Origin of the sequence: Microbacterium sp. XT11 (genome assembly GCF_001513675.1) — a bacterium.
Taxonomy (GTDB): domain Bacteria; phylum Actinomycetota; class Actinomycetes; order Actinomycetales; family Microbacteriaceae; genus Microbacterium.
On sequence record NZ_CP013859.1, the window covers coordinates 932,374 to 954,424 of the forward strand.

The 22,051-nt window shown below is 66.6% G+C and carries 20 protein-coding genes and 1 pseudogene; 8 read left to right on the forward strand and 13 right to left on the reverse strand.

Features of this window, described 5'->3' with window-relative positions; genetic code table 11:
- Position 1 precedes the first annotated feature (1 nt).
- Both AB663_RS04425 and AB663_RS04430 read left to right on the forward strand, forming a co-directional pair.
- The gene (locus tag AB663_RS04425; RefSeq protein WP_067196187.1) at positions 2-1,774 is read left to right on the forward strand and encodes a sigma-70 family RNA polymerase sigma factor; all 1,773 of its coding nucleotides are present in this window, start codon (positions 2-4) and stop codon (positions 1,772-1,774) included.
- A gap of 400 nt (positions 1,775-2,174) precedes the next feature.
- Entirely contained in the window at positions 2,175-3,155 is a 981-nt protein-coding gene (locus AB663_RS04430) for an AraC family transcriptional regulator (protein WP_198147927.1), read from the forward strand.
- Positions 3,156-3,186: 31 nt separating this feature from the next.
- Here AB663_RS04430 and AB663_RS04435 read toward each other — a convergent pair whose 3' ends face one another.
- Positions 3,187-4,005, reverse strand: coding sequence for a shikimate 5-dehydrogenase (locus AB663_RS04435; RefSeq protein ID WP_198147928.1), 819 nt, complete (start codon positions 4,003-4,005; stop codon positions 3,187-3,189).
- A gap of 502 nt (positions 4,006-4,507) precedes the next feature.
- Between AB663_RS04435 and AB663_RS04440 the strand changes: the two genes are divergently transcribed.
- On the forward strand, positions 4,508-4,714 hold the full coding sequence (locus tag AB663_RS04440) for a cold-shock protein (protein ID WP_067196190.1): 207 nt from the start codon (positions 4,508-4,510) through the stop codon (positions 4,712-4,714).
- A gap of 187 nt (positions 4,715-4,901) precedes the next feature.
- On the opposite strand, the gene AB663_RS04445 is transcribed toward AB663_RS04440, so the two are convergent.
- Complete coding sequence (locus AB663_RS04445) at positions 4,902-5,567, reverse strand: HAD hydrolase-like protein (protein WP_067196192.1); 666 nt, start codon at positions 5,565-5,567, stop codon at positions 4,902-4,904.
- A 116-nt stretch (positions 5,568-5,683) separates the two neighbouring features.
- Complete coding sequence (gene nucS / locus AB663_RS04450) at positions 5,684-6,394, reverse strand: endonuclease NucS (protein ID WP_083511105.1); 711 nt, start codon at positions 6,392-6,394, stop codon at positions 5,684-5,686.
- On the opposite strand from nucS (AB663_RS04450), the gene AB663_RS04455 reads away from it, so the two are divergent.
- Together AB663_RS04455 and AB663_RS04460 are read left to right on the forward strand one after the other, a co-directional pair.
- Positions 6,361-7,113: a hypothetical protein gene (locus AB663_RS04455; RefSeq protein WP_198147990.1), complete on the forward strand. Its 753-nt coding sequence runs from the start codon at positions 6,361-6,363 to the stop codon at positions 7,111-7,113. The genes nucS (AB663_RS04450) and AB663_RS04455 overlap by 34 nt on opposite strands.
- Positions 7,110-7,577, forward strand: coding sequence for a hypothetical protein (locus tag AB663_RS04460; protein ID WP_067196196.1), 468 nt, complete (start codon positions 7,110-7,112; stop codon positions 7,575-7,577). The genes AB663_RS04455 and AB663_RS04460 overlap by 4 nt, the downstream gene beginning before the upstream one ends.
- 284 nt (positions 7,578-7,861) lie before the next feature.
- Here the strand turns inward: AB663_RS04460 and AB663_RS04465 are convergent, their stop codons facing one another.
- The 8 genes and pseudogenes from AB663_RS04465 to AB663_RS04495 form a co-directional block, all read right to left on the reverse strand.
- Positions 7,862-8,410, reverse strand: a complete 549-nt coding sequence (locus AB663_RS04465) for a GIY-YIG nuclease family protein (RefSeq protein WP_157540869.1) — start codon at positions 8,408-8,410, stop codon at positions 7,862-7,864.
- A 41-nt stretch (positions 8,411-8,451) separates the two neighbouring features.
- The gene (locus AB663_RS04470; RefSeq protein WP_067196199.1) at positions 8,452-10,602 is read right to left on the reverse strand and encodes an AAA family ATPase; all 2,151 of its coding nucleotides are present in this window, start codon (positions 10,600-10,602) and stop codon (positions 8,452-8,454) included.
- A gap of 22 nt (positions 10,603-10,624) precedes the next feature.
- The gene (locus AB663_RS04475) at positions 10,625-11,725 is read right to left on the reverse strand and encodes an HNH endonuclease family protein (protein WP_067196200.1); all 1,101 of its coding nucleotides are present in this window, start codon (positions 11,723-11,725) and stop codon (positions 10,625-10,627) included.
- Positions 11,722-12,750 (reverse strand): adenine-specific methyltransferase EcoRI family protein, encoded by a 1,029-nt coding sequence (locus tag AB663_RS04480; RefSeq protein WP_067196201.1) that lies wholly within the window; start codon positions 12,748-12,750, stop codon positions 11,722-11,724. Before AB663_RS04480 ends, AB663_RS04475 begins: the two co-directional genes overlap by 4 nt.
- 53 nt (positions 12,751-12,803) lie before the next feature.
- On the reverse strand, positions 12,804-13,730 hold the full coding sequence (locus tag AB663_RS04485; RefSeq protein WP_083511106.1) for a restriction endonuclease: 927 nt from the start codon (positions 13,728-13,730) through the stop codon (positions 12,804-12,806).
- 56 nt (positions 13,731-13,786) lie between these two features.
- Positions 13,787-14,482, reverse strand: a complete 696-nt coding sequence (gene nucS / locus AB663_RS04490) for an endonuclease NucS (RefSeq protein ID WP_067196204.1) — start codon at positions 14,480-14,482, stop codon at positions 13,787-13,789.
- A gap of 245 nt (positions 14,483-14,727) precedes the next feature.
- Positions 14,728-14,883 (reverse strand): annotated as a pseudogene (locus tag AB663_RS16820) (endonuclease NucS); the annotation flags it as partial.
- A 28-nt stretch (positions 14,884-14,911) separates the two neighbouring features.
- Entirely contained in the window at positions 14,912-15,763 is an 852-nt protein-coding gene (locus tag AB663_RS04495) for a GAP family protein (RefSeq protein WP_067196206.1), read from the reverse strand.
- A 119-nt stretch (positions 15,764-15,882) separates the two neighbouring features.
- Between AB663_RS04495 and AB663_RS04500 the strand changes: the two genes are divergently transcribed.
- Together AB663_RS04500 and AB663_RS04505 are read left to right on the forward strand one after the other, a co-directional pair.
- Complete coding sequence (locus tag AB663_RS04500; protein WP_067196208.1) at positions 15,883-17,082, forward strand: sensor histidine kinase; 1,200 nt, start codon at positions 15,883-15,885, stop codon at positions 17,080-17,082.
- Positions 17,079-17,723, forward strand: coding sequence for a response regulator transcription factor (locus AB663_RS04505; RefSeq protein WP_067196209.1), 645 nt, complete (start codon positions 17,079-17,081; stop codon positions 17,721-17,723). The genes AB663_RS04500 and AB663_RS04505 overlap by 4 nt, the downstream gene beginning before the upstream one ends.
- Here the strand turns inward: AB663_RS04505 and AB663_RS04510 are convergent.
- A complete protein-coding gene (locus AB663_RS04510) occupies positions 17,720-18,979 on the reverse strand; it encodes an MFS transporter (RefSeq protein ID WP_067202149.1) in 1,260 nt (419 codons plus the stop codon). The genes AB663_RS04505 and AB663_RS04510 overlap by 4 nt on opposite strands.
- A gap of 59 nt (positions 18,980-19,038) precedes the next feature.
- Between AB663_RS04510 and AB663_RS04515 the strand changes: the two genes are divergently transcribed.
- Complete coding sequence (locus tag AB663_RS04515) at positions 19,039-20,103, forward strand: LacI family DNA-binding transcriptional regulator (protein ID WP_067196211.1); 1,065 nt, start codon at positions 19,039-19,041, stop codon at positions 20,101-20,103.
- A 295-nt stretch (positions 20,104-20,398) separates the two neighbouring features.
- Here AB663_RS04515 and AB663_RS04520 read toward each other — a convergent pair whose 3' ends face one another.
- A complete protein-coding gene (locus AB663_RS04520) occupies positions 20,399-21,940 on the reverse strand; it encodes a hypothetical protein (protein ID WP_067196213.1) in 1,542 nt (513 codons plus the stop codon).
- Between the last annotated feature and the right edge of the window lie 111 nt (positions 21,941-22,051).

The window sequence follows — 22,051 nt, forward strand, 5'->3', positions numbered from 1 at the left end:
GATGAGCACCGACGATGCCGCCGCTGCGCGTTCGGATGACGAGCTCGTCGAGCTCGTCCGCGCCGGCGACAGCATCGCATACGGTGAGCTCTGGCGTCGGCACGCCGGTCCCGCCCTGTCGGTCGCACGCACCTTCGTGTCATTGGACGCGGAAGACATCGTCTCCGAGGCGTTCGCGCGAGTGCTCCGCGCCATCCGTTCGGGTGGCGGGCCGACGGCGGGCTTCCGTCCGTACCTCGTGATGGCCGTGCGCAACGTCGGTCGTCGCTGGTACTCGCGCGACACCGACATCGCCGTGGACGACTTCGAGTTCGTCGTCGATCCCGGTGCCAAGGAGGGTGAGCTCTCCGCCGTCGAGGAGTTCGAGGGCGGGGCCGCGATGGCGGCGTTCCGCTCCCTCCCGACCCGCTGGCAAGAAGTGCTGTGGTACAGCGAGGTCGACGGTCTGAAGCCGCGCGAGATCAGTCCGATCCTCGGTCTGGCGCCCAACGCCGTGTCGTCTCTGCTGCTCCGGGCGAAGCGCTCCCTCCGTGACGCCTGGATCAGCGCACAGCTCGCCGCGTCGACCAAGCCCGAGTGTCAGGCTGCCGTCAAGGAGATGGGCGCCTACACGCGTGACGCCCTGTCCGAGCGTGCGCGCGCCAAGCTGGAGTCGCACCTCGAGGTCTGCGCCGACTGCCCGAAAGCCCTCGCCGAGGCCCGTAACATCGCGACGATCGCGGCGGCTCTCCTTCCCGCCGTCGCGGGAACAGTGGGAGCGGCGGGCTACGCGGCGACGACGCCGGCTCCACCGGTGTCGATGGCGATGGCAGCCGCCGAGCACGCCGCGTTCTCCTCTCGATCCGACACGGACGCCGTCGAGGACGACGAGCACGGTCGCCAGGGCGATCGGCGCGGTCTCACTCTCCTTCTTCTCCTGGCCGCGGCCGTGGCGGTCGTGAGCGTCGCGACGGTCTGGAGTCTCGTGCCCGAGGGCGGCACGCCGACGTCGAGTCAGCACGGCTCCGATCGACCTGCGACCGCGGCGCCCGAGCCGACTCCTCGGCCCTCGTCGGCGGCACCCCGGTCGCAGAGCCCGGAGCAGGAGCCGTTCGCGGCGCCCGAGTCGGATGCGCCGCCTCCCGATGCTCCTGACGTGGAGCGGCGCGGTTCCAGCTGGCCCGTCGTGGCGCAGCCCGACGCGGCACAGGGCAGTGTGGCTCGGCCCGGCGCGCCCCGGCCCTCGTCGCCGCCCGCCTCGGGCACGCCGTCAGCTCCCACGGCGGAGCTCGCTCAGCTCGATGAGCGGATGTACCCCTGGATCACCGGAACCGACGCCATCCCCGGTGCCCTCGTCGAGGTGGTCTCGGACGACGGATCGGTATGGGACTCGGCTCGCGCCCGCAGCGACGGATCGTGGACGATCCAGGTCGAGCGCGGAGAGGCGGGCAGCCACAGCGTCGCCGTTCGCCAGACCGTGGCCGAGCACGTGTCGCCCGTGAGCGCACCGCTCGTCTACTCCGTCACGGCCGGGCCGCGTCCGCGTGCGCCCGGTGACGGGGCGGTGGTCTCGTCCGAACGGTTCAACTTCCGCCTGTCCGGGCCGCCGGGGACGGTGATCCAGCGGGAGATCGTGGGCGTCACGGGCGTGCAGACGCTCCGGCTGCCGTCGAGTGGAGAGTGGAACGAGTACCTCTCCCTTCCGCCGGGCGAACACGTCATCCGTCTTCGACACGCTGCGCCGGACACGCGCGACTTCGGCCCGTGGACGAGGACGACGGTCATCGCTCAGTAGCAGCGCGGCGCGAGGACAGACGCGCACGACCTGACGACACTCCCGCAGTCGAGGGGATGCGTCAGCGCGCATCCGCCTGTCTGCCGCAGGGCGCAGCCGCGACTTCGCCTACTCGTACCACGACCGCCCACCCGCACCAGGACCGCCTACCCGCAGCACCACCGCCCGCCCGCACCAGGACGCGAATGAGGAGATTCCCATGAGGACGTAATCGGGAAACGGCTTCCACCTATCGAAAACTGCAACGGCGTGCCGAAAGCACCCTCGCTGCGTCTTGTATGTGGGCCTACACACACCCGCGCGTCTCCTAACCGGGGCAATGCCGGTGTTCTGGTACGCCCGACGCGTCCGCGAGACGGACGGCGTCTCAGATGCCGAATGGCGACACAGGGAGATCTTCATGAACAGTCGACGAGCGGAGCGTCTGCGCCTCTTCGAGTCCAGGGTGATGCACAGGGCGGACTTCGAGATGCGGGACCCCCGGCATCAGCCGGATGAGGAGCTCGCGTCCTTTCTGCGCTTCTCGAACGTCGAGGTGCTGGAGATCGATCGCCGACAGCCGCTGCGCGCGCGATTCGCGCTCTTCCCGCAGCTCACGTTCGCCCACGTGTCAGGACCGCCCTCGCAGATCCGCTGGAATCGCGACCGGCACTCCCTGGACCGCGTGTTCGCCGTGATCACCAGGACCGGGAACGTCGTGCTCTCGACAGACGGAGTGATGCTCCGGCGCGGGCGTCGCATCTCTCTCCTCGCCCCGAGCGACCAGCCGGTGACCCTCGATCTCGAAGCGTCCGAGAACGAGTTCTTCTACATCAGCGTCTCGCCGGCACTCATCGAAGGCGTCGCGCTCCCCGTCGCCTCCTCGTATGAGGACGAGCCCGCCGACACGTCGCTGCTCTCTCCCTCGGTGATGTTCATGGCGGGTCTGTGCCGGATCTCCACGAGCAGCCCGTATGACGCCTCGCCGCTGCACATGGCGGCGAGGGAGATCGCGAAGTCCGTCGTTACGCAGATCGTCGGAGACGCCCGCAACCGGGTGGGACTCTTCGCCCGGGCGATGGAGCTCATCGTCGCGGAGCATCCGGACCCGCGACTGTCGGTCACCATCGTCGCGCAGCGCCTCGGCGTCGCGAGCCGAACGCTGCAGCTCGCGTTCAGCGCCGAGGGGACGACGGTCGGCGCTCAGATCCGCGACGTGCGGGCGCGTGCGGCCCTGCGTCTGCACACCACGAATCCCGGACTCACCTATGCTGCGATCTCCCGTGCCGTCGGGTTCGGGTCGGAATCCGCGCTCTACCGCGCCCTGCGCCGCGTCACTCTCGCCCCCGACGAGGAGTCGGACGCGGGCTCGGGGCCGGATGGACTGTCGGAGGACGTGTGAACCGCCGGCGCTCTTCGACGTGGGCCGCGCCTCACTGAGCGCGCATGAACTCCTCGGCCGCGCGCACCTGCTCGGGGTCGGGGCGGATGCCGGTGTACAAGACGAACTGTTCCAGGGCCTGCAGCGTGGCCACCTCGGCTCCGGTGATGACGGTCTTCCCCGCTGACCGGCCCGCACGGATGAGCGGCGTCTCGGCTGGCAGCGCCACGACGTCGAACACGACCGAGGCCGCGCCGATCTGGTCGTCGGTGAATGAGAGCGCGTGCTCCTCGGCTCCGCCCGCCATGCCGATGGGGGTGACGTTCACCAGCACGTCAGCCGTGTCGGCTCCGGCATCCGCCGTCCAGGCGAACCCGTAGAGATCAGCGAGAGCTCGGCCGGTCTGCTCGTTCCGTGCGACGATCGTCACGCGGGTGAACCCGGCGTCGCGGAACGCGGCCGCGGTCGCCTTCGCCATGCCCCCCGAGCCGCGGAGCAGCACCGAAGCCGCGGGATCGAGGCTGTTCCGCTCGATGAGCTGGGCGATCGCGGAATAGTCGGTGTTGTACGCCGTGAGCACGCCGTCGTCGTTCACGATCGTGTTGACGGAGTCGATGGCCGTGGCGGACGGATCCATGCGGTCGACGAGCGCGATCACGTCTTCCTTGTACGGCATCGAGATCGCGCAGCCGCGGATGCCGAGACCCCGAACGCCCGCGATCGCCATCGCCAGATCTGTCGGCGCGAAGGCCTTGTAGATCCAGTTCAGGCCGAGCTGCTCGTACAGGTGGTTGTGGAATCGGGTCCCGTTGTTGCTCGGACGCGCCGACAGCGAGATGCACAGCGTCATGTCCTTGTTCAGCATGGTCACCGCACAAGGCTAGCCCGACGTCCGGACCCTCGGTGAGCCCCTTGGCGGGACCTCACGTCCTCCCCTATCGTGGTGGTGCGTGCACAGGGGATTGATCGTCTCCGTCTTTCCCCAGAAGACGGTCAGCCTTCCCCAGGGGCAGACGATCCGTGCACGCGATTGGGCCCTCTCGAGTAGTTCAGTCCCCAATGGGCTACTCGAGGGGGCCGCTGTCGATTTCTCGAGAAAGTTCAGATTTGTCCCCCAAATGGGGGACAAATCACCCTTGGAGGGGGTAGGCTGTGTATGACGCACCCTCCGGTCGTCTTCGGCCCTCATCGCTCCCCCCGCGGTGAGGGCCACACTATTTTCCGTGCCATCCCATGTGGCGCCCGATGACGGCTCATGCAACATTTCTGTTACGGGCTGACCCCGCCTCTTCCGCTCCGCGCAGGCTCCACTAGCGTTAGCGGTGTCGGTGCACATCCTGCGTCGGCTTCTTTTCCAGCAGAACAGGCAGTAAATGAGCACCCAGGGCACGGTCAAGTGGTTCAACTCGGAGAAGGGCTTCGGCTTCATCTCCCCCGACGACGGCGGCGCTGACGTCTTCGCGCACTACTCCGCCATCCAGGCATCCGGCTACCGCTCGCTCGACGAGAACCAGCGGGTCGAGTTCGATGTCGCGCAGGGCCCCAAGGGCCTGCAGGCCGAGAACATCCGTCCGCTCTGACGCGGACGACCACCGGGACTCCCCGTCCCCGGGGCCGCGCTCAGCGCGTCCTCGGGCGGGGAGTCCTGTGCGTTCGGCACTCCCGTCGTGGATGCTGACGCGCAGGCGCTCCTTCAGGCGGAGGCGCGGTCTCTTCAGGCGAAGGCCCTTCACGTGAGCTCAGGCGAGCCTCCCTGGCGCGGTCCCCTCAGGCGAGCAGCAGCGCCCTGAGTTCCTCGGGCGTCGTGACGCGGAAGGCCGCGTCATCGCCCTCGTGCGCGGCGCTGAAGCCCCAATCCACGAAGATCACCGGCACGCCGTTCGCCCTGCCGCCGTCGACGTCGTGGTGCCGATCGCCCACGAGCACGGGACGCGAGACGTCCGCACCGCGCTCCTTCAGCCGACGCAGCGACTCGACGATGATGTCGGCCTTCGAGGCCAGCGTCGATTCGTCGGGCGTCGCGCCCACCGTCGCCAGGAAGTACGGGCGCAGCCCGAAGTGGTCGATGATCGCGTCGACCTGATTCTCGGGCTTCGAGCTGGCGGTCGCCTGCGGGATTCCCGCCGCGTGCAGGTCACGGATGATCTCCGGGACGCCGGGGTACGTGCGCACATCGGTGGTGTAGCCGTCGGCGCGGCCGAGCGTGCGGTAGAACGTCACGGCATCCGCGGCCTCGTCCGGTGTCATGCCCGCCTGCGCCTGGAGAGACTCGAACATCGGCGGACCGATCCAGTGCACGAGCTCTTCGCGCGTCGGCGCCGGTCGTCCGAAATGCGTGAGAGCGACGGCGAGGCGGCGAAGGATGCCGACGGATGCGTCTGCGATCGTGCCATCGACGTCCCAGAGCACGCAGGAGTATGGGGATGCGGGCATTCCTCCAGCCTACGGGCTCGGCATGTGAGGTCTTGTCCTGCACGGCATACCCCCTCGGGCGGGAAGCCTGGCCCGACCCGGATGCGCCGCCGGGGACCCCGCCAGGGCGTCGCATCTCAGAACAGCGTCGGCGCTCCGGACTCGACGCCCTTCATGGCGGCGTAGTCGAGGGTGAGCGTGCGGATGCCGCGGTCGCCGGCGAGGACCTTCGCCTGCGGCTTGATCTCCTGCGCGGCGAACACGCCCTTCACGGGGGCGAGATGGGGGTCGCGGTTGAGCAGCTCGAGGTAGCGGGTGAGCTGCTCGACGCCGTCGATGTCGCCCCGGCGCTTCACCTCGACGGCGATGGTGCCGCCCTCCGGGTCGCGCACGAGCAGGTCGACGGGGCCGATGGCGGTCGGGTACTCCCGGCGGATGAGCACCGTCCCCTCTCCCACGAGCTCCACCTGTTCGGCGAGCAGCCGCTGGAGGTCGGCCTCGACGCCGTCCTTCTGCAGGCCGGGATCGACGCCCAGCTCGTGCGAGGAGTCGTGGAGCACCTCGTAGATGCTCACCGACAGAGCATCCCCCGTCTTGGCGTGGCTGACCCTCCAGCGCTCGACGATCCCCGCCTGCGCCGCCTCGTCGTCGGGCTCCTCGACGACGAGCGAACACGGCGGGCTCATCCAGTTGAGGAGTGCTTGGGTTCGTATTTCGAGTTTGACGACCACGACGGTTGTGGAACCGCGACTCTTCGCGCGGCTTGTCGTGCGTGAATGTCGCGTGCGGTTCGCGAGAAAGTTTGACTCTTCGGGTGAGTTCCTCGGTAGAAGAACGTCCCGGCTCATTTTGGGTCGCGGACGTAGAGAGGAACAAGATGCAACAGGCGGAGCAAAATCGACCATCGGCGGAGACTGCAAGCGACAGCGACTACGACATTCTCGGGTGCAAGACGCCCTGGAGCGATGGCTACCAGCTCACCAAACATGACGAAACCTGGACCTTTAGGGGGTGGGGCACTGGAAGGTACGCATACCGCAACAACCTTGATGGCTACTTCGGGGGAGGAGCGGGATGGTTCGGGCCGGACTCTGAGTGTCCCGCAAGGCTACGAGACCTGACTGAGGCTGTCGAGCGCACCGGAGGCTACATCAGCTTTGAGTGGACCGAGTATGACTCTGACGAGTGGATCAGCCAGGAAGTCGCGCACTTCGGTATGGACGACGGTGGGAACGCTGTTTTCAGCGGTTCAGACGTGCTCCAGCGTTGGGACTACTCGCTCCCAAACCTAATGGACGCGTTCGACTTCACGCTCAAGGAAGCCATCGAAGAGTACTCGGGAGAGATGACAGTGGACCATTTGCCGATCCTCTGGTTAATGGCTCATGATCAGGCCGAAAAGTCTCTTTGCAGGGCGGAGGTCGAGTGGCTGGAGGCGCTTCGAGAGGTTGAGCATAAGTACGGGAAGAGGCTAAGGGGCGACGTTGCAAAGAGGATCGCTCGCTACAAGCGCGCTGTCGAGTCCGAGCTGGAACTTACGTCGGTTGAAAAGGCGGTCGGAGCATGAGCTACGACGTACCCTCAGTCATCTTCGCGCCCCCGGAGAAGCTCGATCTGCTTCGTGGTGATCGGGGACTGTACGGGGAGTACAGCTTCGAGAACCTCCTCCCGACGCCCGGCCCCGTGCGGAAGTTCTTCGCCGATGGAGGAACAGCCTTGTCGGACGAAGCCTTGGAGTGGCGCACGCGAGAGTGGGGAAACGCGGACGACATCATGCAGGCCGAGCGCGTGTCCGCCACGGAACTGCAAATTGTGACCTACTGGTCTCTGCCGATGAAGGCCATGAGCGCGCTCCTTGGGAGCACCGTGGAGACGGCGTGCGTCCATCGAGTGGTGCGGGGCGACCCAGACCTTTCCCTCACCGTGTTCGGGTTCGACGGTGATGCGTGGCGTGAGCCCAGAAAGGACAGCAACTGGGAGTGGTGGGAAGCCGAAGCGCGGCGCGAGTTCGCGCAGCTCTACGCAAGGTAAGCGCCCAAACCCACCGACAACGACTCGGGAGGAGTGAGTGAACCGAAGTGTTCGCGCGGACTGAGAGAACTGTCCAAGCTGTCAACGACACAACCGTCAGAAGAGGCCCTGAGCTGCTTGCTTAGGGCCTCTTCGCGTACTGACTCGTGGCGGCCGTCGCTCCTGGCCCAGCACCCCTCAACGAAGGTGCAACGTTGCGGACCGCGTCGAGCGGGTTGGGAGCATCCTTCAGTTACGCGTGACACCGAGGTAGATGGTGTCCAGAGCGTCAAGAGTCGATGTGCCTACTGTGCGGGCGTGTTCGCGAGGCGCACGCACTCTGCCCGAAGTACGGACAGCTCGGACAGACGCGCCGGATTGCCTTGCAGGTTCAGAAGCGGCAGGTGCTTCCGGACCAGAGCCGACTCCTCCACGGCGTGAGCACCGGCGAATTCGACCCAGTTCACGAGCAGGTTCGCATTGATCCAGGCGATGATCGCCTCGTTATCGCTCGGCGTGAACCTGTAGTTCCTCGTGTTCCGCCTGCCGACCAGACTGCCCCGGACCGGTCGGTAGCCGAGGACAGCGCCGATGCTGCGGAAGAACGTGCCGTGACCCCGAGCCCGAAGCTCCTGCCCGAGGAACCGGCGGCGCAGGCTACCGCTCGCAATGCCGACATAGAGGAGGTCGTGGCCTCGGGCTTCGCTGAGGCTCGCGAAGGGCTCGGGGAGCGTCGACCGGTCGCGGATCCGAATCGCGTATAGACCAGGCATGTCCGGAACCTCGCCGCCGATGGCGCCTGCGGGACGGAATGCACCAGCTCGAAGTAAAGCCGCCTCAATGGTGGACTCCAACGCGGGAGACTTACTGCTCTGCATGGCTGTGGCGGCCGGAGTCAGGCCGCGTTGAACTTGTCTACCAGGTCGGTGCAGGCGGCGATGACGAACTCTGGAACGGCGTCAAAGTCGCGCGGGTTGAGCTGCATGACGTACTCGTTCTCGATGTGGTACGCCTCGTTGACGAACTTCGTGAAGACTTCGTCACCCTTAAGCTTGTCCGGTTCGAGCGCGAGCATAACGCGGAAGACCTGCACCTTCTCGTAGCCGACGGTAGTCGCGTCGAAGCGCGCTGCGAGCGCCTCGAAGGTGTTCATCTCGTCCAGGAACTTCGTGTACTCAAAGTCTGGGATGTAAGCCCGAACCATCTCCGTGGCGTCGTCCACCTCGTCTTCCGAAAGCGGCTCGAAGACCGTTGGGCTCAGCTTGCGGCTCGGGGTGTTCCGAACGTGGAGCAAGCTGGACAGCAACTCATAAGGCAAGCCGCGTGAGCCGTGCACCTCAAAGAGCCTGCGAAGATAGATGCACTTGATGAGCGGATCGGTCGCGGAGGAGATGTTGTCCTCGCAGACCTTCGTGAATGTGGCGATGTCACTCGCGCTTATCGGCTTCTCAGTGATAGTTCCGGCGCGGCCGCTCAAGAAGTGCACGACCGGGTCCACCGCGTCGAACTGGCCTGAGGTTGAGGTACGCACCACGTCAATGGCGGGTTCAATGTCGTGAGTGAGCAGAAGGGTCGTGTTACGGATCCTGTTCTTGCCATGGAAGAGCTGGTGCAGGATCGCGAACTTCTTAGTCTTGTCGAAGCTCGACACCGGATCATCAAGAACCACCAGATCTGGCTTCTTGTGTTGAACGTCATGCATGAAGAGCACGAGGGCGAAAGCGTTCTTTTCGCCGTAGCTTAGGTGGTCTCGGGCCGATTCGATGTGGTCACCCGGCGCGTCCAGGTGCTCCAACAACATCCTGTATGTGTTCTCGCCTGACTCGATGCGGACTGCGTAGCGGTACCCTGCCGACTTCAGGAAGGAATTGATCGCCGTCTGATGTGTGCGGATCAGCTTCTTGACTTGGTGGTTTTGTATCCCGATCTGACGATTAATCTCGTTGATCTGCCCAACGACTTCATCCAGCTTTCTGTTGATGAGCCCAACAACCGACCGCGTGGCTTCTGAGTTGAGGACTGCGAGGTACTTCAGGTCGATTTTCAAGCCCTCAAGGGTTGCCGCGATGTTCTTCTCGTCCTTCAGCGCGTGGAAGGAGAGCTTCTTCACGTTCGAGAGCTTGGTGAGAAGAGTGACGACCGCGGTACGAAGCGAGACGACGAAGGACTCCTGCTCAGGCGTCAACCCAGAGATTGAAGTTGTCAGGTCCTTGAGGACCTGGAGGTCGGCAGGAGCAATGTATTGGCCCAGCCGTTCGATGACGCTGCGGAGGTCGCTGAGGTTACGAACCGATGTTGAGTCGTACTCCTCTGAAACCTTCGAAGCCACCACCTTATCGACGCTAGGGGTAGAGCAGAACGGGCAATTGTTCGATAGCTCCAGGTAGGCCTTACCTGTGGCCTGCCACTTGATCCAAGTTGCAGGGTCATCGCTCTTCAGGAACTCTTCGTATCCTTGCAGTGGCTCGGGGATGTGCGCGAGCTTTCCGCCTACACCAATTCCCTTGAACGCCTTGCTGGTCTTTGCGAGAGCACCACCCTTGGTGACGTTGAAGGCGTCGCGCAGTTTCTCGAAACTCGTGAGAGCCTCATCGAACTCTGGTTCATCGGCGAAGGTCTGCTTGAGCGCCTCGAACTTCGACTCGATCTGAGCGAGTCCCTCCTGGAACTCCTCGGTGTTGATGAAAACCTCGAAGCTGTTCTTCAGCACCTCGTCGCGCTGAAACACGAACTGGGAGACGTACTCATCGTTGAAGGTCATCACGCGCGTGATGGTCTCCGCGCCGTCGACCGAAGGGCGTGGGCCGTCCTTCACCGTCCTGTACCTGAACGGCGTGAGCTCGTGGATTGCGTCGTCGCCCTGCGCGCGGAGTGTCAGAGCCCGTGCGATGGTGCTCTTACCAATGCCGTTCGGACCGTACTTGATGTTGAGTGACCCTGGGCGCAGCTGGATCGTCGCCTCACCGATGCTGTTGCAGTCGCGGATCGTGATCCTGTAGCCGGATTGCTTCTCCGGGGGAAGTTCCTGCTCGTCAGCGTGCGTCATTGCTCACTCCTCGCCCGGGCGGCTACCGGTTGCCCTTGCTGCCGTTATCGAAGGCGCACAGCATCTGGCAGTTCTCGGCCACCGTCTTGCCGCCCTTGCTCCACGGAACGATGTGGTCGCCCGCCATCTCCTCGTACTCGAAGTGCTTGCCGCACTTCACGCAAACACCCTTCTGACGCTCGTATGCTTCGCGCTTCTGCTTGTCGCTGAAGGTGCGCAGGTTGAGGTGGCGCTCCAGGCCGTCGAGGACGAAAGAGTATATTCCGCGCTTGTTCTGGACCTCCTCGTCCAGCATCAGTTCGGCTACACGTGCCTCAAGTTTGGCCGTATCGAGCGGATCGGAGCGGTGCTCGTTATAGAGCGCACCCCACTCCTGACCCTTCATCTCCTTGCGGTAGGTCGGGAAGGTCGCACGTACCCAGGCGACCACACTCTGGAAGTACAGCCACAGCTCGCTCGCCTGCGGATCGTGCTGATGGGCGGCCATGTAGCCCTCAACATCGCCGTCGTTGATCCACTCGATGACTGTCTCCAGGTAGTCCTGGCGGATCGGCGACCCGTTCATCAGATCGCTGGCGATGCCGTAGGCCGGACAGTTTGACTTGCTGAAGTACTTCTTTGCGCTTGAGACCCAAGGGCCGGAGTACACGGCGTTGCGAAGCTCTTGGTTCGTGAGCTTCTCTCCAGCGATGTTAATGGTCTTGAACCACTCAAGCTTCTCGCTGTCCGTGCCCGAGCAAAGGTAGACCATTAGCTTGTAGTCGAGAATGCGCTGCTTCTCGTCAGCCTGAAGGTTGTGGAAGTAGCGCACCTCCGGCTTTCCAAAAATGCTGAGGGCAAACTCTCCGTCCACGAACTGGCACAGCGAGATAGTGCGCTGCTGACCGTCGATTACCTCGTAGCCGCCTTCCTCCCGCACCGCCCAGTACATCACGTTGAGAGGGAAGTCCTTCGAAACGGTGTTAATGACTGCTTCCCGCTGCTTGTCCTTGTAGATGAACTCGCGCTGATACGGAGGCCTAATGTCTAGCTGGCCGTCGTAGCCCACAACGCCACCCTCGGCGTTGTCAAAGTAGCCCTCCGCCAGTTCGCGGACGGTGACCTCTTTGAGTTCGATCTTCACGGCTGGATCCTTCTGATCAGGAGGCGTGCGAAGGTGGATTTGAGCTTACCGTTCACCCTGATCGCGCCGCGGCGATTCAGGTCCCCGGCGTTCGGCACGTCATCACGCGAGTACTCCTTGGTCTTCAGGCCCGAGTTATTGTCGCGGTCAGTGATGCCGAGAATCTCGAACTGCTCGGGGTTATAGCTTTCCAGGAAGGTGATCGGCACCCCCATCGCCCCGTCCCAGTCCGCAGGGATGTCCTTAACCCGACTGACTTCGATGGCGTCATAGTTGTCATAGGTCGGGTAGGTCTCAGGGTCATATGTCTTGTAGAGCACCAATTCCTCGTGGCGCTTGGCAATGTCGAGGTTGGTGAACCAGCTCACATTGCGGAACTTCACGAGGCCCGTCTCAGGGTTGTAGACGCCCTTGGCGTAGCCATCAGGGTTAGTGGTTGCAAAGTAGGCGTTTCCGGACTGGAAGCCGTTCCCGAGCCAGACCTGGTTGTTCTTGATGAGGGGGAACACTTCCTTGTAGGTAATAGCACCGGTGGGCCCGATGATCACGAACTTCTTGTCGTGCTCAATCAGCTGTGCGAGGTACTCGCGGAAGAGCGAGAAGGGTGGATTCGTAACCACAATGTCCGCCTGCTCGAGCAGCTCGATGCTCTCGGCGCTTCTGAAATCGCCGTCGCCTTGGAAGTGCTTGACCCCTATCTCGTCTACGTCAGGGATTCCGCTGCCATTCTTGTCGCCCTCATACTCGAGGTAGACAGCCTGCTCCGAATCGTTCTGGCTGAATCGATCGGTCGCCTGACTCTTGTAGCAGGACGCGATGAGTTTCTTGAGCTGCAGCTTCTCGAAGTTGTAGCTGAAGTAATGGAAAAAGTTGCTCACCCGCGGGTCATCGCAGTTGAGATACACCGTCTTGCCCGCGAAGTGCTTCTTGTAGTGCCGAAGCTCGCGCTCAATGTCGCTGAGCTGGGTGTAGAACTCGTCTGCTTTCGCCGCTCGTGCCGCTACCAGACTGCTGTTCTTCGCCATGCTCCGAGACTAGCGCTCAGGTCCGACACGCTTTGACGTGCGCCGTGGGAACCCTAGAGCGCGTCGAAGAAGTCCTCGTTGATGCGATGCAGGGTCGCGACCCGGATCGGCTCGACTCCCACGCCGTGGTCGATCATCAGCTCCACGAGTTCCTCGCCGTCGATGAGCACGATGCGGGCGGGAACGCCGACGGCCGCCTCGCGTGCGTTCTTCGTGAAGGTGCTGGCGGTGAGGAACACACCACGGTCGCCCTTGCCCATCATCGCTCCGAGGAACCCACGCACCTGCTCTGGAGTGACGGGGTTGCCGTCACCGTAGCGCTTCGCCTGCACGTAGATGCGGTCAAGTCCGAGCTTGTCCTCGGTGATTATGCCGTCCAGCCCCTTGTCGTTGGACTGGCCGGTGTGGAGGTGTTCTCCCAAGCCCCCGTAGCCCATCGCCGCAAGCAACTTCAACACCAAGCGCTCGAACGCACTTGGGTGGATCGTGCGCACCTTGTCGAGCAGCTCGGCCGCAAGCACAGACCGCGAGTCCGCCTCCGCGCGGGCGATCAGGTCATCGGGCGACTCGTCTTCCTCGGCGGCACTCGGCGCGGCCGAGGTGGGCTCCTCGAGCTGACGGTTTCGTGCCTTGTTGCTCCGGTACTTGTCGTAGAACTCGCGGTACTCGGGGAACTGTTCAAGGGCCGAGTTCCGAATCTCAGCCACGCTTGCGAGCAAGTCGCGCCCCCGCTGAGTGATCTGAACGTGTCCCCGCTGCGGACGCTCGATAGCCTTCGCCTTCGAGAGGTACGTCACAGACCAATGCACCCGGTTCGCGATCAGGCTCATCCCGGAGGTGATCGTCTCCCGACGCTCATCCTCTGTGAGATTCAGACGATCTGAAATGCGTTCGGTGAGGTCGCGCATTGGCAGCACGCCCGAGTCCGAGAGCACCTCAAGCACTGGGCGCATTAGCGTCTGATAGTCGGGTATCGCCATGGAGTGAGCCTAGCCAGCGCAATAGCTGCGGAGCAGGTCGCTCACGCGCGGGCGTATCAGAAGAGGGTTGGAGCGCCGGACTCGACGCCCTTCATGGCGGCGTAGTCCAGCGTCAGGCAACGAATCCCGCGGTCCGCCGCCAGGATCTTCGCCTGAGGCTTAATCTCCTGCGCCGCGAACACTCCACTCACGGGCGCCAGGTGCGGATCACGGTTCAACAGCTCCAGGTACCGCGTGAGCTGCTCGACGCCATCAATGTCGCCGCGGCGCTTCACCTCCACCGCGATGGTGCCACCGGCAGGATCACGCACGAGCAGATCCACCGGGCCGATGGCCGTCGGGTACTCGCGGCGCACGAGACTGACGCCTTCCCCAACGAGCTCCACCTGTTCCGCCAGCAGTCTCTGTAGATCAGCCTCCACGCCGTCCTTCTGTAGGCCGGGGTCCACACCGAGGTCATGAGACGAGTCATGAAGCACCTCGAAGATGTTGATGAGCAGCGCGTCACCGTTCTTCGAGTGGGCAACGCGCCAGCACTCCCTCACACCTGCCGCCGCGGCGTCTTCGGAGGCCTCCTCAACGGTGATGCTGCACGGCGGCTGCATCCAGTTCAAAGGCTTATAGCTCAGCGCATCGCTGTGGATGAGTACGGAGCCGTCGGCCTTCAGCAGGATCAGCCGCGTTGCGAGAGGCAAGTGGGCGTTCAGGCGACCGCTGTAGTCCACGGAGCAACGAGCGATGACGAGTCTCACCGAATCAACCTACTTGTCTCGAGAAGTGCGAACGGATTCGGGTGCTCAGCCTGCGGCGCTGGCCGTCGATCTGACGCATCAGACGCGCGCGTCGCGTGGGTTGCGCCTTCAGCCATGGAGGCCGCGCCAGATCGGCGCTGGTGACCGCCAGTCACGTGTCCCGCCGGGAGGGCTGGTCGCGGCTCACGACCACCGTCGCCGTGCGCTTCCGAGCGTGCAGGACCAGCGGGAATACCATGTCAAGCAGGGCTCATCCAGTTCAGCGGCTTGTAGCTCAGGGCGTCGCTGTGCACGAGCACCGAGCCGTCGGCCTTCAGCAGGATCAGGCGAGTGGCGGGCGGCAGATGGGCATTGAGACGCCCCGAGTAGTCGACGGAGCAGCGGGCGATGACGAGGCGCACCCGACGAGCCTACTTCGTCGCGGAGCGCTCAGCTCCCGAGCAGCGAGCCGATGCCCTCGAAGAGGCCGAGCTCGGTCGCGGCCGACCGCGCGATGAGAAAACCGACGATGCCGATGATCCACGCGGTGTTCTCGGCCCCCGTGCGCTCCATCCAGGCGGCGAACCGTTCCAGAGGGCGCTGCACCAGCCTCGCGGCGACGAGGCGCAGCATCAGCAGCACCACGGCGGGGGCGATCATCAGCGCGCAGTAGCCCGCCATCGCCACGACCCGGAACGGCGTCGAGACGCCGGCATCCGCCAGCATGGTCATCGCGACGATGTAGGGAAGCATGGTGGCGACCTCGACGAGCCCGGCCGCGACGGCGACCGCCATGACGGCGGCCGAGCGCGTGCGCGGATCGAGCAGCTTCTCCCGCCAGCGAGTGAGGCGACCTTCTGTGAGGGGCCGGGTCGCTGCGGTACGGTCCGGCGCGTCGGGCGGCGAGAGCGGGTCATGGATGCCGGTCGAGGATGAAGGGGCCGTGTGCGGGGCGGTCGTCGCGGCGACGGGGATGGTCTTCGGCGAGCGCCCGGTGGGCATGACGAAGGCCGTGACGAGCAGCCCGGCGCCGACCACGAGCCGCGCGATCTTGCCCGCAGGCGAGGCGAGCACGTCCGCGGCCACGTCGACCACGTTCACCAGCCCCCAGAGGAAGAGCAGGCCGATCACGAGGTAGAAGCCCGCGATCGTCCCGAGGTACAGGAGGATCCGGCGCACGCGCACCCGCCCGGGGCTGAGCAGCAGGAATACCGGGATGAGGAGCGTCCCGACGCTCAGCCCGTCGAGGAGGGCGAGCACCGTCAGCGACAGGGGAAGGGGAAGACCGCCGAAGAGTTCCATGCGATCAGCCTGGGCGAAGGGCCCGGCTCGCGGATCGGGCGAAAGGAGCGGTCGACGACGCACACGCCTCATCCCTTCGTCGGATGCGCCGGGCGGGCCGCTCGTGGTTGCATGGGCGCATGGAGGAGGTGACGGCCGACCGCATCCGGCTCTGGTACCGGGCGCACCGGCCGCCGATCGACGCGCTGCTCATCGCCCTGCTCAGCGTGCTCGCCGCTCTGCTCGGCTTCACCGGCGTCTGGAGCATCTTCTCGCTGCTGCCGTCGGACTCGGTGTCGCCGTGGTGGACGCTCGCGACCGCTCTTCCCGCGTGCGTGCTCGTGCTGACCAAGACCCGCGCCCCGTGGACGTCGCTCGTGCTCGCGACGGCGGTGTTCGCGATCGACCTCGTCACGACCGGGGGCCTCGGCCCCTTCATCGTGCTGCTCGACGTGCTCTGGACCGCGGCGTTCGCCGCGGACGCCCGCCAGCGCCGTCGCCTGCTGCTCGCGCTGGCGCTGGGCGTGATCGGGATGTTCGCCGCTGCGCTCGCCATCGCCGCGGCCCCTGCGCCGATGGCGTTCCTCGTCGCCGTGCAGTTCGGCGCCTTCGTCGGCACCGACTATTGGTGGGCCGTGGCTGTCGCTCAGGCCCACGAGCTCGCCGAGCTGCACAGGCAACGTGCCGAGGACGCCGCCGCGGCGGCCGAACGTGAGCGGATCGAGGCGGTCATGCGCGAGCGAGAGACCATGGCGAAGGAGCTCCACGACGTCGTTGCCGGCCATGTGCTCGCAATGGCGATCCGTGCCGAGGCGGCCCTGGCGACGCCTGCCGACGAAGACGGCGACCGCGCGGCGCTGCGGGCGGTGCGCGATGCCGGCCTCGATGCCCACGAGGCCCTCCGCTCCATGATCGCGGTGCTGCGCCGGGGCGGGGGAGAGCTCTCGGCCACACCGCGCCTCGCCGACATCGAGGGTCTCGTCGATGAGGCCCGTCGCAGCGGACTGCGCGTCGCGTACGACCGCGACGAGCTGCCCGCGCTACCGGATGCGGTCGAGCAGGCGGTCGTGCGCATCGTGCGGGAGGCGCTGGCGAACTGTCTGCGTCACGCGCCGGGATGCGAGGTCGAGGTGGTCCTGCGGCACGACGGGAATCGCGTCGACGTGCGCGTGCTCTCGCATGGAGGAGCGCCTCCGGCTTCGGCGGCCTACCGGGGCGCGGGCTGGGGCCTCAGCATGCTCGCCGAGCGCGTCGACGCCCTCGACGGCGAGTTCTCGGCGGGCCCGACCGGCGCCGACGAATGGCTGGTGCGGGCTGCGCTGCCGGTGAGGGCGTCATGAGCGAGCCCACCGTGCTCCTCGCCGACGACCATGGAGCGATCAGAGCAGGGCTGCGCATCATGCTCGAGTCCCACGGCATCCGGGTGATCGGCGAGGCCGCCGACGGTGACGTCGCCGTGCGCAACGCGAAGGCCCTCCGTCCCGACGTGGTGCTGATGGATCTGCGGATGCCGGGCCGTGACGGCGTGTCGGCGACGAGGGAGATCGTCGAGCACGGACTCGGCGACGTGCTCGTGCTGACGAGCTTCGATGAGGATGAGCTGGTCTACGGCGCCATCGGCGCGGGAGCGGCCGGCATCCTGCTCAAGACGGCCGACGCCGCCACCCTCGTTGCCGCCGTTCGTGCGGTCGCCGCGGGCGAGGGCGCGCTCGATCCGCGCGTGACGCGGCGGGCGCTCGCCGCCGCGGCCGAGGCCGTGACGGCAGCTCCGCCCGACGACCCGGTGCAGCGTGCCGAGCTCACCTCGCGAGAGCGCGAGGTGCTCGACGGCATCCTGCAGGGCTGGTCCAACGCCCAGCTCGCTCAGCGGCTCGGCATCAGCGTGCCGACCGTGAAGACCCACGTCTCCAACGTGCTCGCCAAGCTCGGCGCCCGCAGCCGGTCGCACGCGGCGGCACTCGTGCGTGGGGAGCGACCCTAGGCCTGGTTCGCCGCGGGCTTCTGCGCGCCTTCGGCTTCGGCCGGCGTCATCTCGTCGTCGCGCAGCGGCCGCGCGGCCCCGGAGAACAGGCCGGACAGCGCTGCGAGCACGACGAGGATGTACAGGGTGTTCAGCAGACCGATGTGCTCGCTGATGAAGCCGAGCACCGGCGGTCCGCCGAGGAAGGCGATGTAGCCGATGGTCGCCGCCGCGCTCACGCGCGCAGCCGCCTTGGCCGGGTCGTCGGCGGCGGCCGACATCCCGAGGGGGAATCCGAGCGATGCGCCGATGCCCCACAGGGCCGCGGCGACGAACACGAGGGGTGTGTTCGGGGCGAGGATGAACAGGAGGATGCCGCCGGCTGCCGTGATGGCGAGGACGCGCAGCACGATGACCCGGCCGATGCGGTCGACCAGCGGGCCGCCGAACAGCCGCACGACGGTCATCGCGACGGAGAAGGTCGCGAGTGCAGCGGCTCCCGCGGCGGGACCGGCGCCGTGGTCCTCGGAGACGCCCAGGGCGAGCCAGTCGTTCGCGCCGCCCTCGGCGAAGGACATGCCGAGCATCACGATGCCCAGTGCGTAGGTGCGGGGTTCGCGCCATGCCTCGAGGGCCACGTGCAGCCGCTCGCGCCAGTGGGGCTTCTCGGCGGGGGCGGGATCGAGCGCGGCCTCGCGCGACGGCACGTTCAGGAAGCAGACGACGGCGACCACGACGATGACCGCGGCGATCGTGATGGTGTGCGCGGCGACGTTCGCGCCCACCTGCACGGCGAGGGCGCCGGCGCCCGCCCCCAGCACGGTGCCGAAGCTGAAGAACGCGTGGAAGACGGGCAGGATTGTCTTGCCCATGTGCTGCTCGATGGCGGTGGCCTCGACGTTCATCATGACGTCGAGCGATCCGTTGCCCAGGCCGAAGAGAACCAGTCCCACGATCACGAGCGGCACGGACCCGACGACGTTCGTGCCGAGGCCGATGAGAAGGACGCCGGTTGCGAAGCAGAGCATCGTGACGAGCATCCCGAGCCGCGCCCCGGTGCGCGCCATGACGGCGGGGCTGGTGGAGATGCCGACGATCGACGAGATCCCCATGCCGAGCAGGAGCAGCCCCATCTGCGCGTTGTCGATGCCCAGATCGACCTTGATGTCGGGCACCCGCGACGCCCAGGTCGCGATGGAGAGGCCGCTCGCGAGGAAGATCGAGAAGATCGCGATGCGCCAGCGCACGAACTGGGATCGGGTAAGGGCTGAGTCCATGCGGCACAGCATATCGAATCGATTCGACTCGGCGAAACCCGGGGAGCTATCCTCGGAGTATGAGCACGCCCGACACACCGCGGCGCGCGACGATCGCCGACGTCGCGCGCGCCGCCGGAGTCGCCACGTCGACGGCATCCGTGGTCTTCAGCGGCAAGGCGAAGGTCGCGCCGGCGACGAGGGAACGCGTGCTCGCCGCCGCGGCCGAGCTGGGGTACGCAGGGCCGGACCCGCGTGCGGCGTCCTTGCGCCGTGGGCGCAGCGGCATCGTCGCGGTCGTGCTCGAAGGGCACCTGCGTGCGGCGTTCCTCGATCCGGTGACGACCGCGATGATGGACGGGCTCACCGACGGCCTCGCCGAGCTCAGCGCCGGCATCCTGCTCATGCGCGACGAGCCGGGAGCGAGCGGCGGCGCCTCGCTCACGAACGCCCCTGTCGATGCCGTCGTGCTCATCGGATGCTCCGGCAGAACGCGCGCGTCGCTCGACATCGTCCGAGGGCGCGGTCTGCCCGTCGTCGTGATCGAAGGCGATGCGGGAGAGGGCGTCCCCCGGATCACGCTCGACAACACCGAGGCCGCGGCCGCCGTGGCGCGGCACGTGCAGGAACTCGGTCACCGTGATGTCGCGCTCGTCACGCTGCCGCTCGACTCCGCGCGCCGGCGAGCGCCCGTCACGCAGGAGCGCATCGCCACCGCGACCGTCGACGTCACGATCGACCGGCTGTCCGGCATGCGATCCGTCTTCCCGGATGCGCGCGCGATCTCGGCATCCGGCAGCCTCATCGATGAAGGGCTCATCGTCGGGCGGATGCTGCTGTCCGACCCCCAGACGCGGCCCACCGCGATCCTCGCGCAGAGCGACCTCCTCGCCGTCGGCGTCATCCGTGCCGCAGAAGAGCTCGGCCTGCGGGTGCCCGAAGACCTCTCGGTCGCGGGATTCGATGGAATCGCCGTCGACGGACTCGGCGGCCCCGTGCTCACCACGAGCGTGCAGCCCGCGGTCGAGAAGGGCCGAGCCGCGGGAGAGCAGATCGCCCGGATGCTGCGCGGCCAGGAGGGCGTGACGCAGCACCTCACGTGCCGCTTCCGGCTGGGGACCACCACGGCACCGCCCTCGCGCTGAGCATCCGGCTTCCTGCCCGCCGGTGCGCCCTTGGCGGGGTGCCGCTCCCTGTGCGTTCGCGTCGAGCCTGTGCACTCCCAGCGACCCTGTGCGTTCGCGTCGAGCCTGTGCCGTCCCCGCGCTGTGCGCATACCGGCTCGGCGGCCGCGCACAGGGACGATATGGAGGGCGGCGTCGCAGGGCTGGACAGCGGCATAGGGATGGACAGCGGCACAGCGATCGACAGCGGCGCAGGGACTGACAGCGGCGCAAGCGCGACAGGAGCGAACCAGCGACGCGAGCGCATCGCGTCGCGTCAGCTGTGCGCCGGCCCGAGGGGGAGCCGCTGCGCGCCGAAGTCGAGGATGCGGTACCGCCCGCACGGGATGACGTGCTCCGGAGTGGCCGCCACCGGGAGTTCCCACGGCACCGTCTGCGCGTCCTCGACGAGGAACGTGACCGCGCCGGCGTCGAAGTCGGTGCGGTTCACCAGCCAGGCGTAGCCGTTGAGGCGATGATCGACCTGCACGAGCTGCGCAGGATCGCTGAGAAGGGCCTTGGGCAGCCGCACCGTCCAGAACTGCCCTGCGCCGGTGCGGCCGGACTCGTCGACCCAGGACGTGACGCACTTCAGGTCGGGGTCGGGACGGTGCGCTGCGTCGGCCAATCGCGGAACGTTCAGCACGCCAGCGACCAGGAGCACCACGGATGCCGTACCTACGAGAGCTCGCGCCCCCGTCGGCGGGACAGGCCGGACGAGGGATGCCGTGAACCGGGGGATGCCGGGTGACGACACGAGCGCGAGCAGCGGGGCGAACACGGCGGGCTGGAGGTAGCGCGCCGCGTGGGTGCCGAGGGTGACCGCCCCGACCACGACGAGGAGGGGGACCGCCCACGCGCTCACCGCGACGATGCGCTCGCCGTCGGACCTCGCCCGGAGCGTGCGCAGAACCGCGAACGCGACGAGGAGCAGCACCACCGCAGTCCCGAGAACGCCGAGCGGCGTCGACACCCGTTCGGCCAGCAGTGCGGTGTAGTACTCCAGAGACGCTGCCCACTGCGCCGGTTGCGCGTACCCGGCACCGGTGTTCGCGATCCATGCCGCAAACGGAATGCGCCCGAGGAGACCGCTGGCGGTGCCGCCGACGAGCGCTGCCGTGAGCGTGAGCATCCGTCTGCGGTCGATGCCCCGCCGCAGGCAAGACGCGACCATCACGGCACCCAGGGGCACCGTCGCCCACGCCCCGAACAGCGGATTCGTCAGAGTCGACGCGGCCGCGACCAGGCCGAGCGCCACCACTGCGGTCGCGGCTGCACCGTGCCGCCGCTCAGCACAGGCGTCGAGCGCGCGTCGCGCGATGCCCACGGCGGCGATGACCGCCACGACCGTGGCCGAGTAGTACGTCGTGGTGAGGAGGAGCGACGCGAGCTCGAGCGCGTCGCGGGAGGCCGACGTCTCGGTCGCGGCCATGAGAGCGAAAGCTCCGATACCTGTGAGCGAGAATGCCACCGGAGCCGTGTGCGCGCGGCGTCTCCCGGCGGCGAGACGGAGCGCTCCATACAGCCCGAGGACGTCGATCACGGCGTTCACCGCGAGCAGAGTGCCCAGATCGGCGCCGGTGACCGCGCGGATCGCGCTGAGCACGGCGGTCTCCGGCAAGAACAGCACGCTCGACATCGCCCAGTCCAGCGGCTCTCCCGACAGGAGTGATCGCGAGAGCATGGCCACCACGAGCGAGTCCCCGTCGCGGAACAGCAGGTCGCCGCGAGCGGATGCCGCGACCTGCGCCGCCGCGACGAGGGCGATCGAGAGTGCTGCGATCCACCCGGCAGCCTCCCGCATCCTGGCCCCTCGCATGGCCCCACTCTCGCACGCCGCCGGCGTTTCACGTCGCACGATTTGCCCCTTCCGGGCCGGATCGAGGGCGAATCAAGCGACTCGAACGGGGAACGCGGCCCGCTCGCGCCC

Excerpts from the sequence above, each read along its gene's own strand:
- nucS (WP_083511105.1), bottom strand. The coding sequence starts at position 6,394 with ATGAGCCGGGACGTTCTTCTACCGAGGAACTCACCCGAAGAGTCAAAC.
- AB663_RS04520 (WP_067196213.1), bottom strand. The coding sequence starts at position 21,940 with ATGCGAGGGGCCAGGATGCGGGAGGCTGCCGGGTGGATCGCAGCACTC.
- AB663_RS04505 (WP_067196209.1), top strand. The coding sequence starts at position 17,079 with ATGAGCGAGCCCACCGTGCTCCTCGCCGACGACCATGGAGCGATCAGA.
- AB663_RS04445 (WP_067196192.1), bottom strand. The coding sequence starts at position 5,567 with ATGCCCGCATCCCCATACTCCTGCGTGCTCTGGGACGTCGATGGCACG.
- AB663_RS04480 (WP_067196201.1), bottom strand. The coding sequence starts at position 12,750 with ATGGCGAAGAACAGCAGTCTGGTAGCGGCACGAGCGGCGAAAGCAGAC.
- AB663_RS04495 (WP_067196206.1), bottom strand. The coding sequence starts at position 15,763 with ATGGAACTCTTCGGCGGTCTTCCCCTTCCCCTGTCGCTGACGGTGCTC.
- AB663_RS04470 (WP_067196199.1), bottom strand. The coding sequence starts at position 10,602 with ATGACGCACGCTGACGAGCAGGAACTTCCCCCGGAGAAGCAATCCGGC.
- AB663_RS04440 (WP_067196190.1), top strand. The coding sequence starts at position 4,508 with ATGAGCACCCAGGGCACGGTCAAGTGGTTCAACTCGGAGAAGGGCTTC.
- AB663_RS04510 (WP_067202149.1), bottom strand. The coding sequence starts at position 18,979 with ATGGACTCAGCCCTTACCCGATCCCAGTTCGTGCGCTGGCGCATCGCG.
- AB663_RS04500 (WP_067196208.1), top strand. The coding sequence starts at position 15,883 with ATGGAGGAGGTGACGGCCGACCGCATCCGGCTCTGGTACCGGGCGCAC.
- AB663_RS04425 (WP_067196187.1), top strand. The coding sequence starts at position 2 with ATGAGCACCGACGATGCCGCCGCTGCGCGTTCGGATGACGAGCTCGTC.
- AB663_RS04485 (WP_083511106.1), bottom strand. The coding sequence starts at position 13,730 with ATGGCGATACCCGACTATCAGACGCTAATGCGCCCAGTGCTTGAGGTG.
- AB663_RS04460 (WP_067196196.1), top strand. The coding sequence starts at position 7,110 with ATGAGCTACGACGTACCCTCAGTCATCTTCGCGCCCCCGGAGAAGCTC.
- AB663_RS04430 (WP_198147927.1), top strand. The coding sequence starts at position 2,175 with ATGAACAGTCGACGAGCGGAGCGTCTGCGCCTCTTCGAGTCCAGGGTG.
- AB663_RS04515 (WP_067196211.1), top strand. The coding sequence starts at position 19,039 with ATGAGCACGCCCGACACACCGCGGCGCGCGACGATCGCCGACGTCGCG.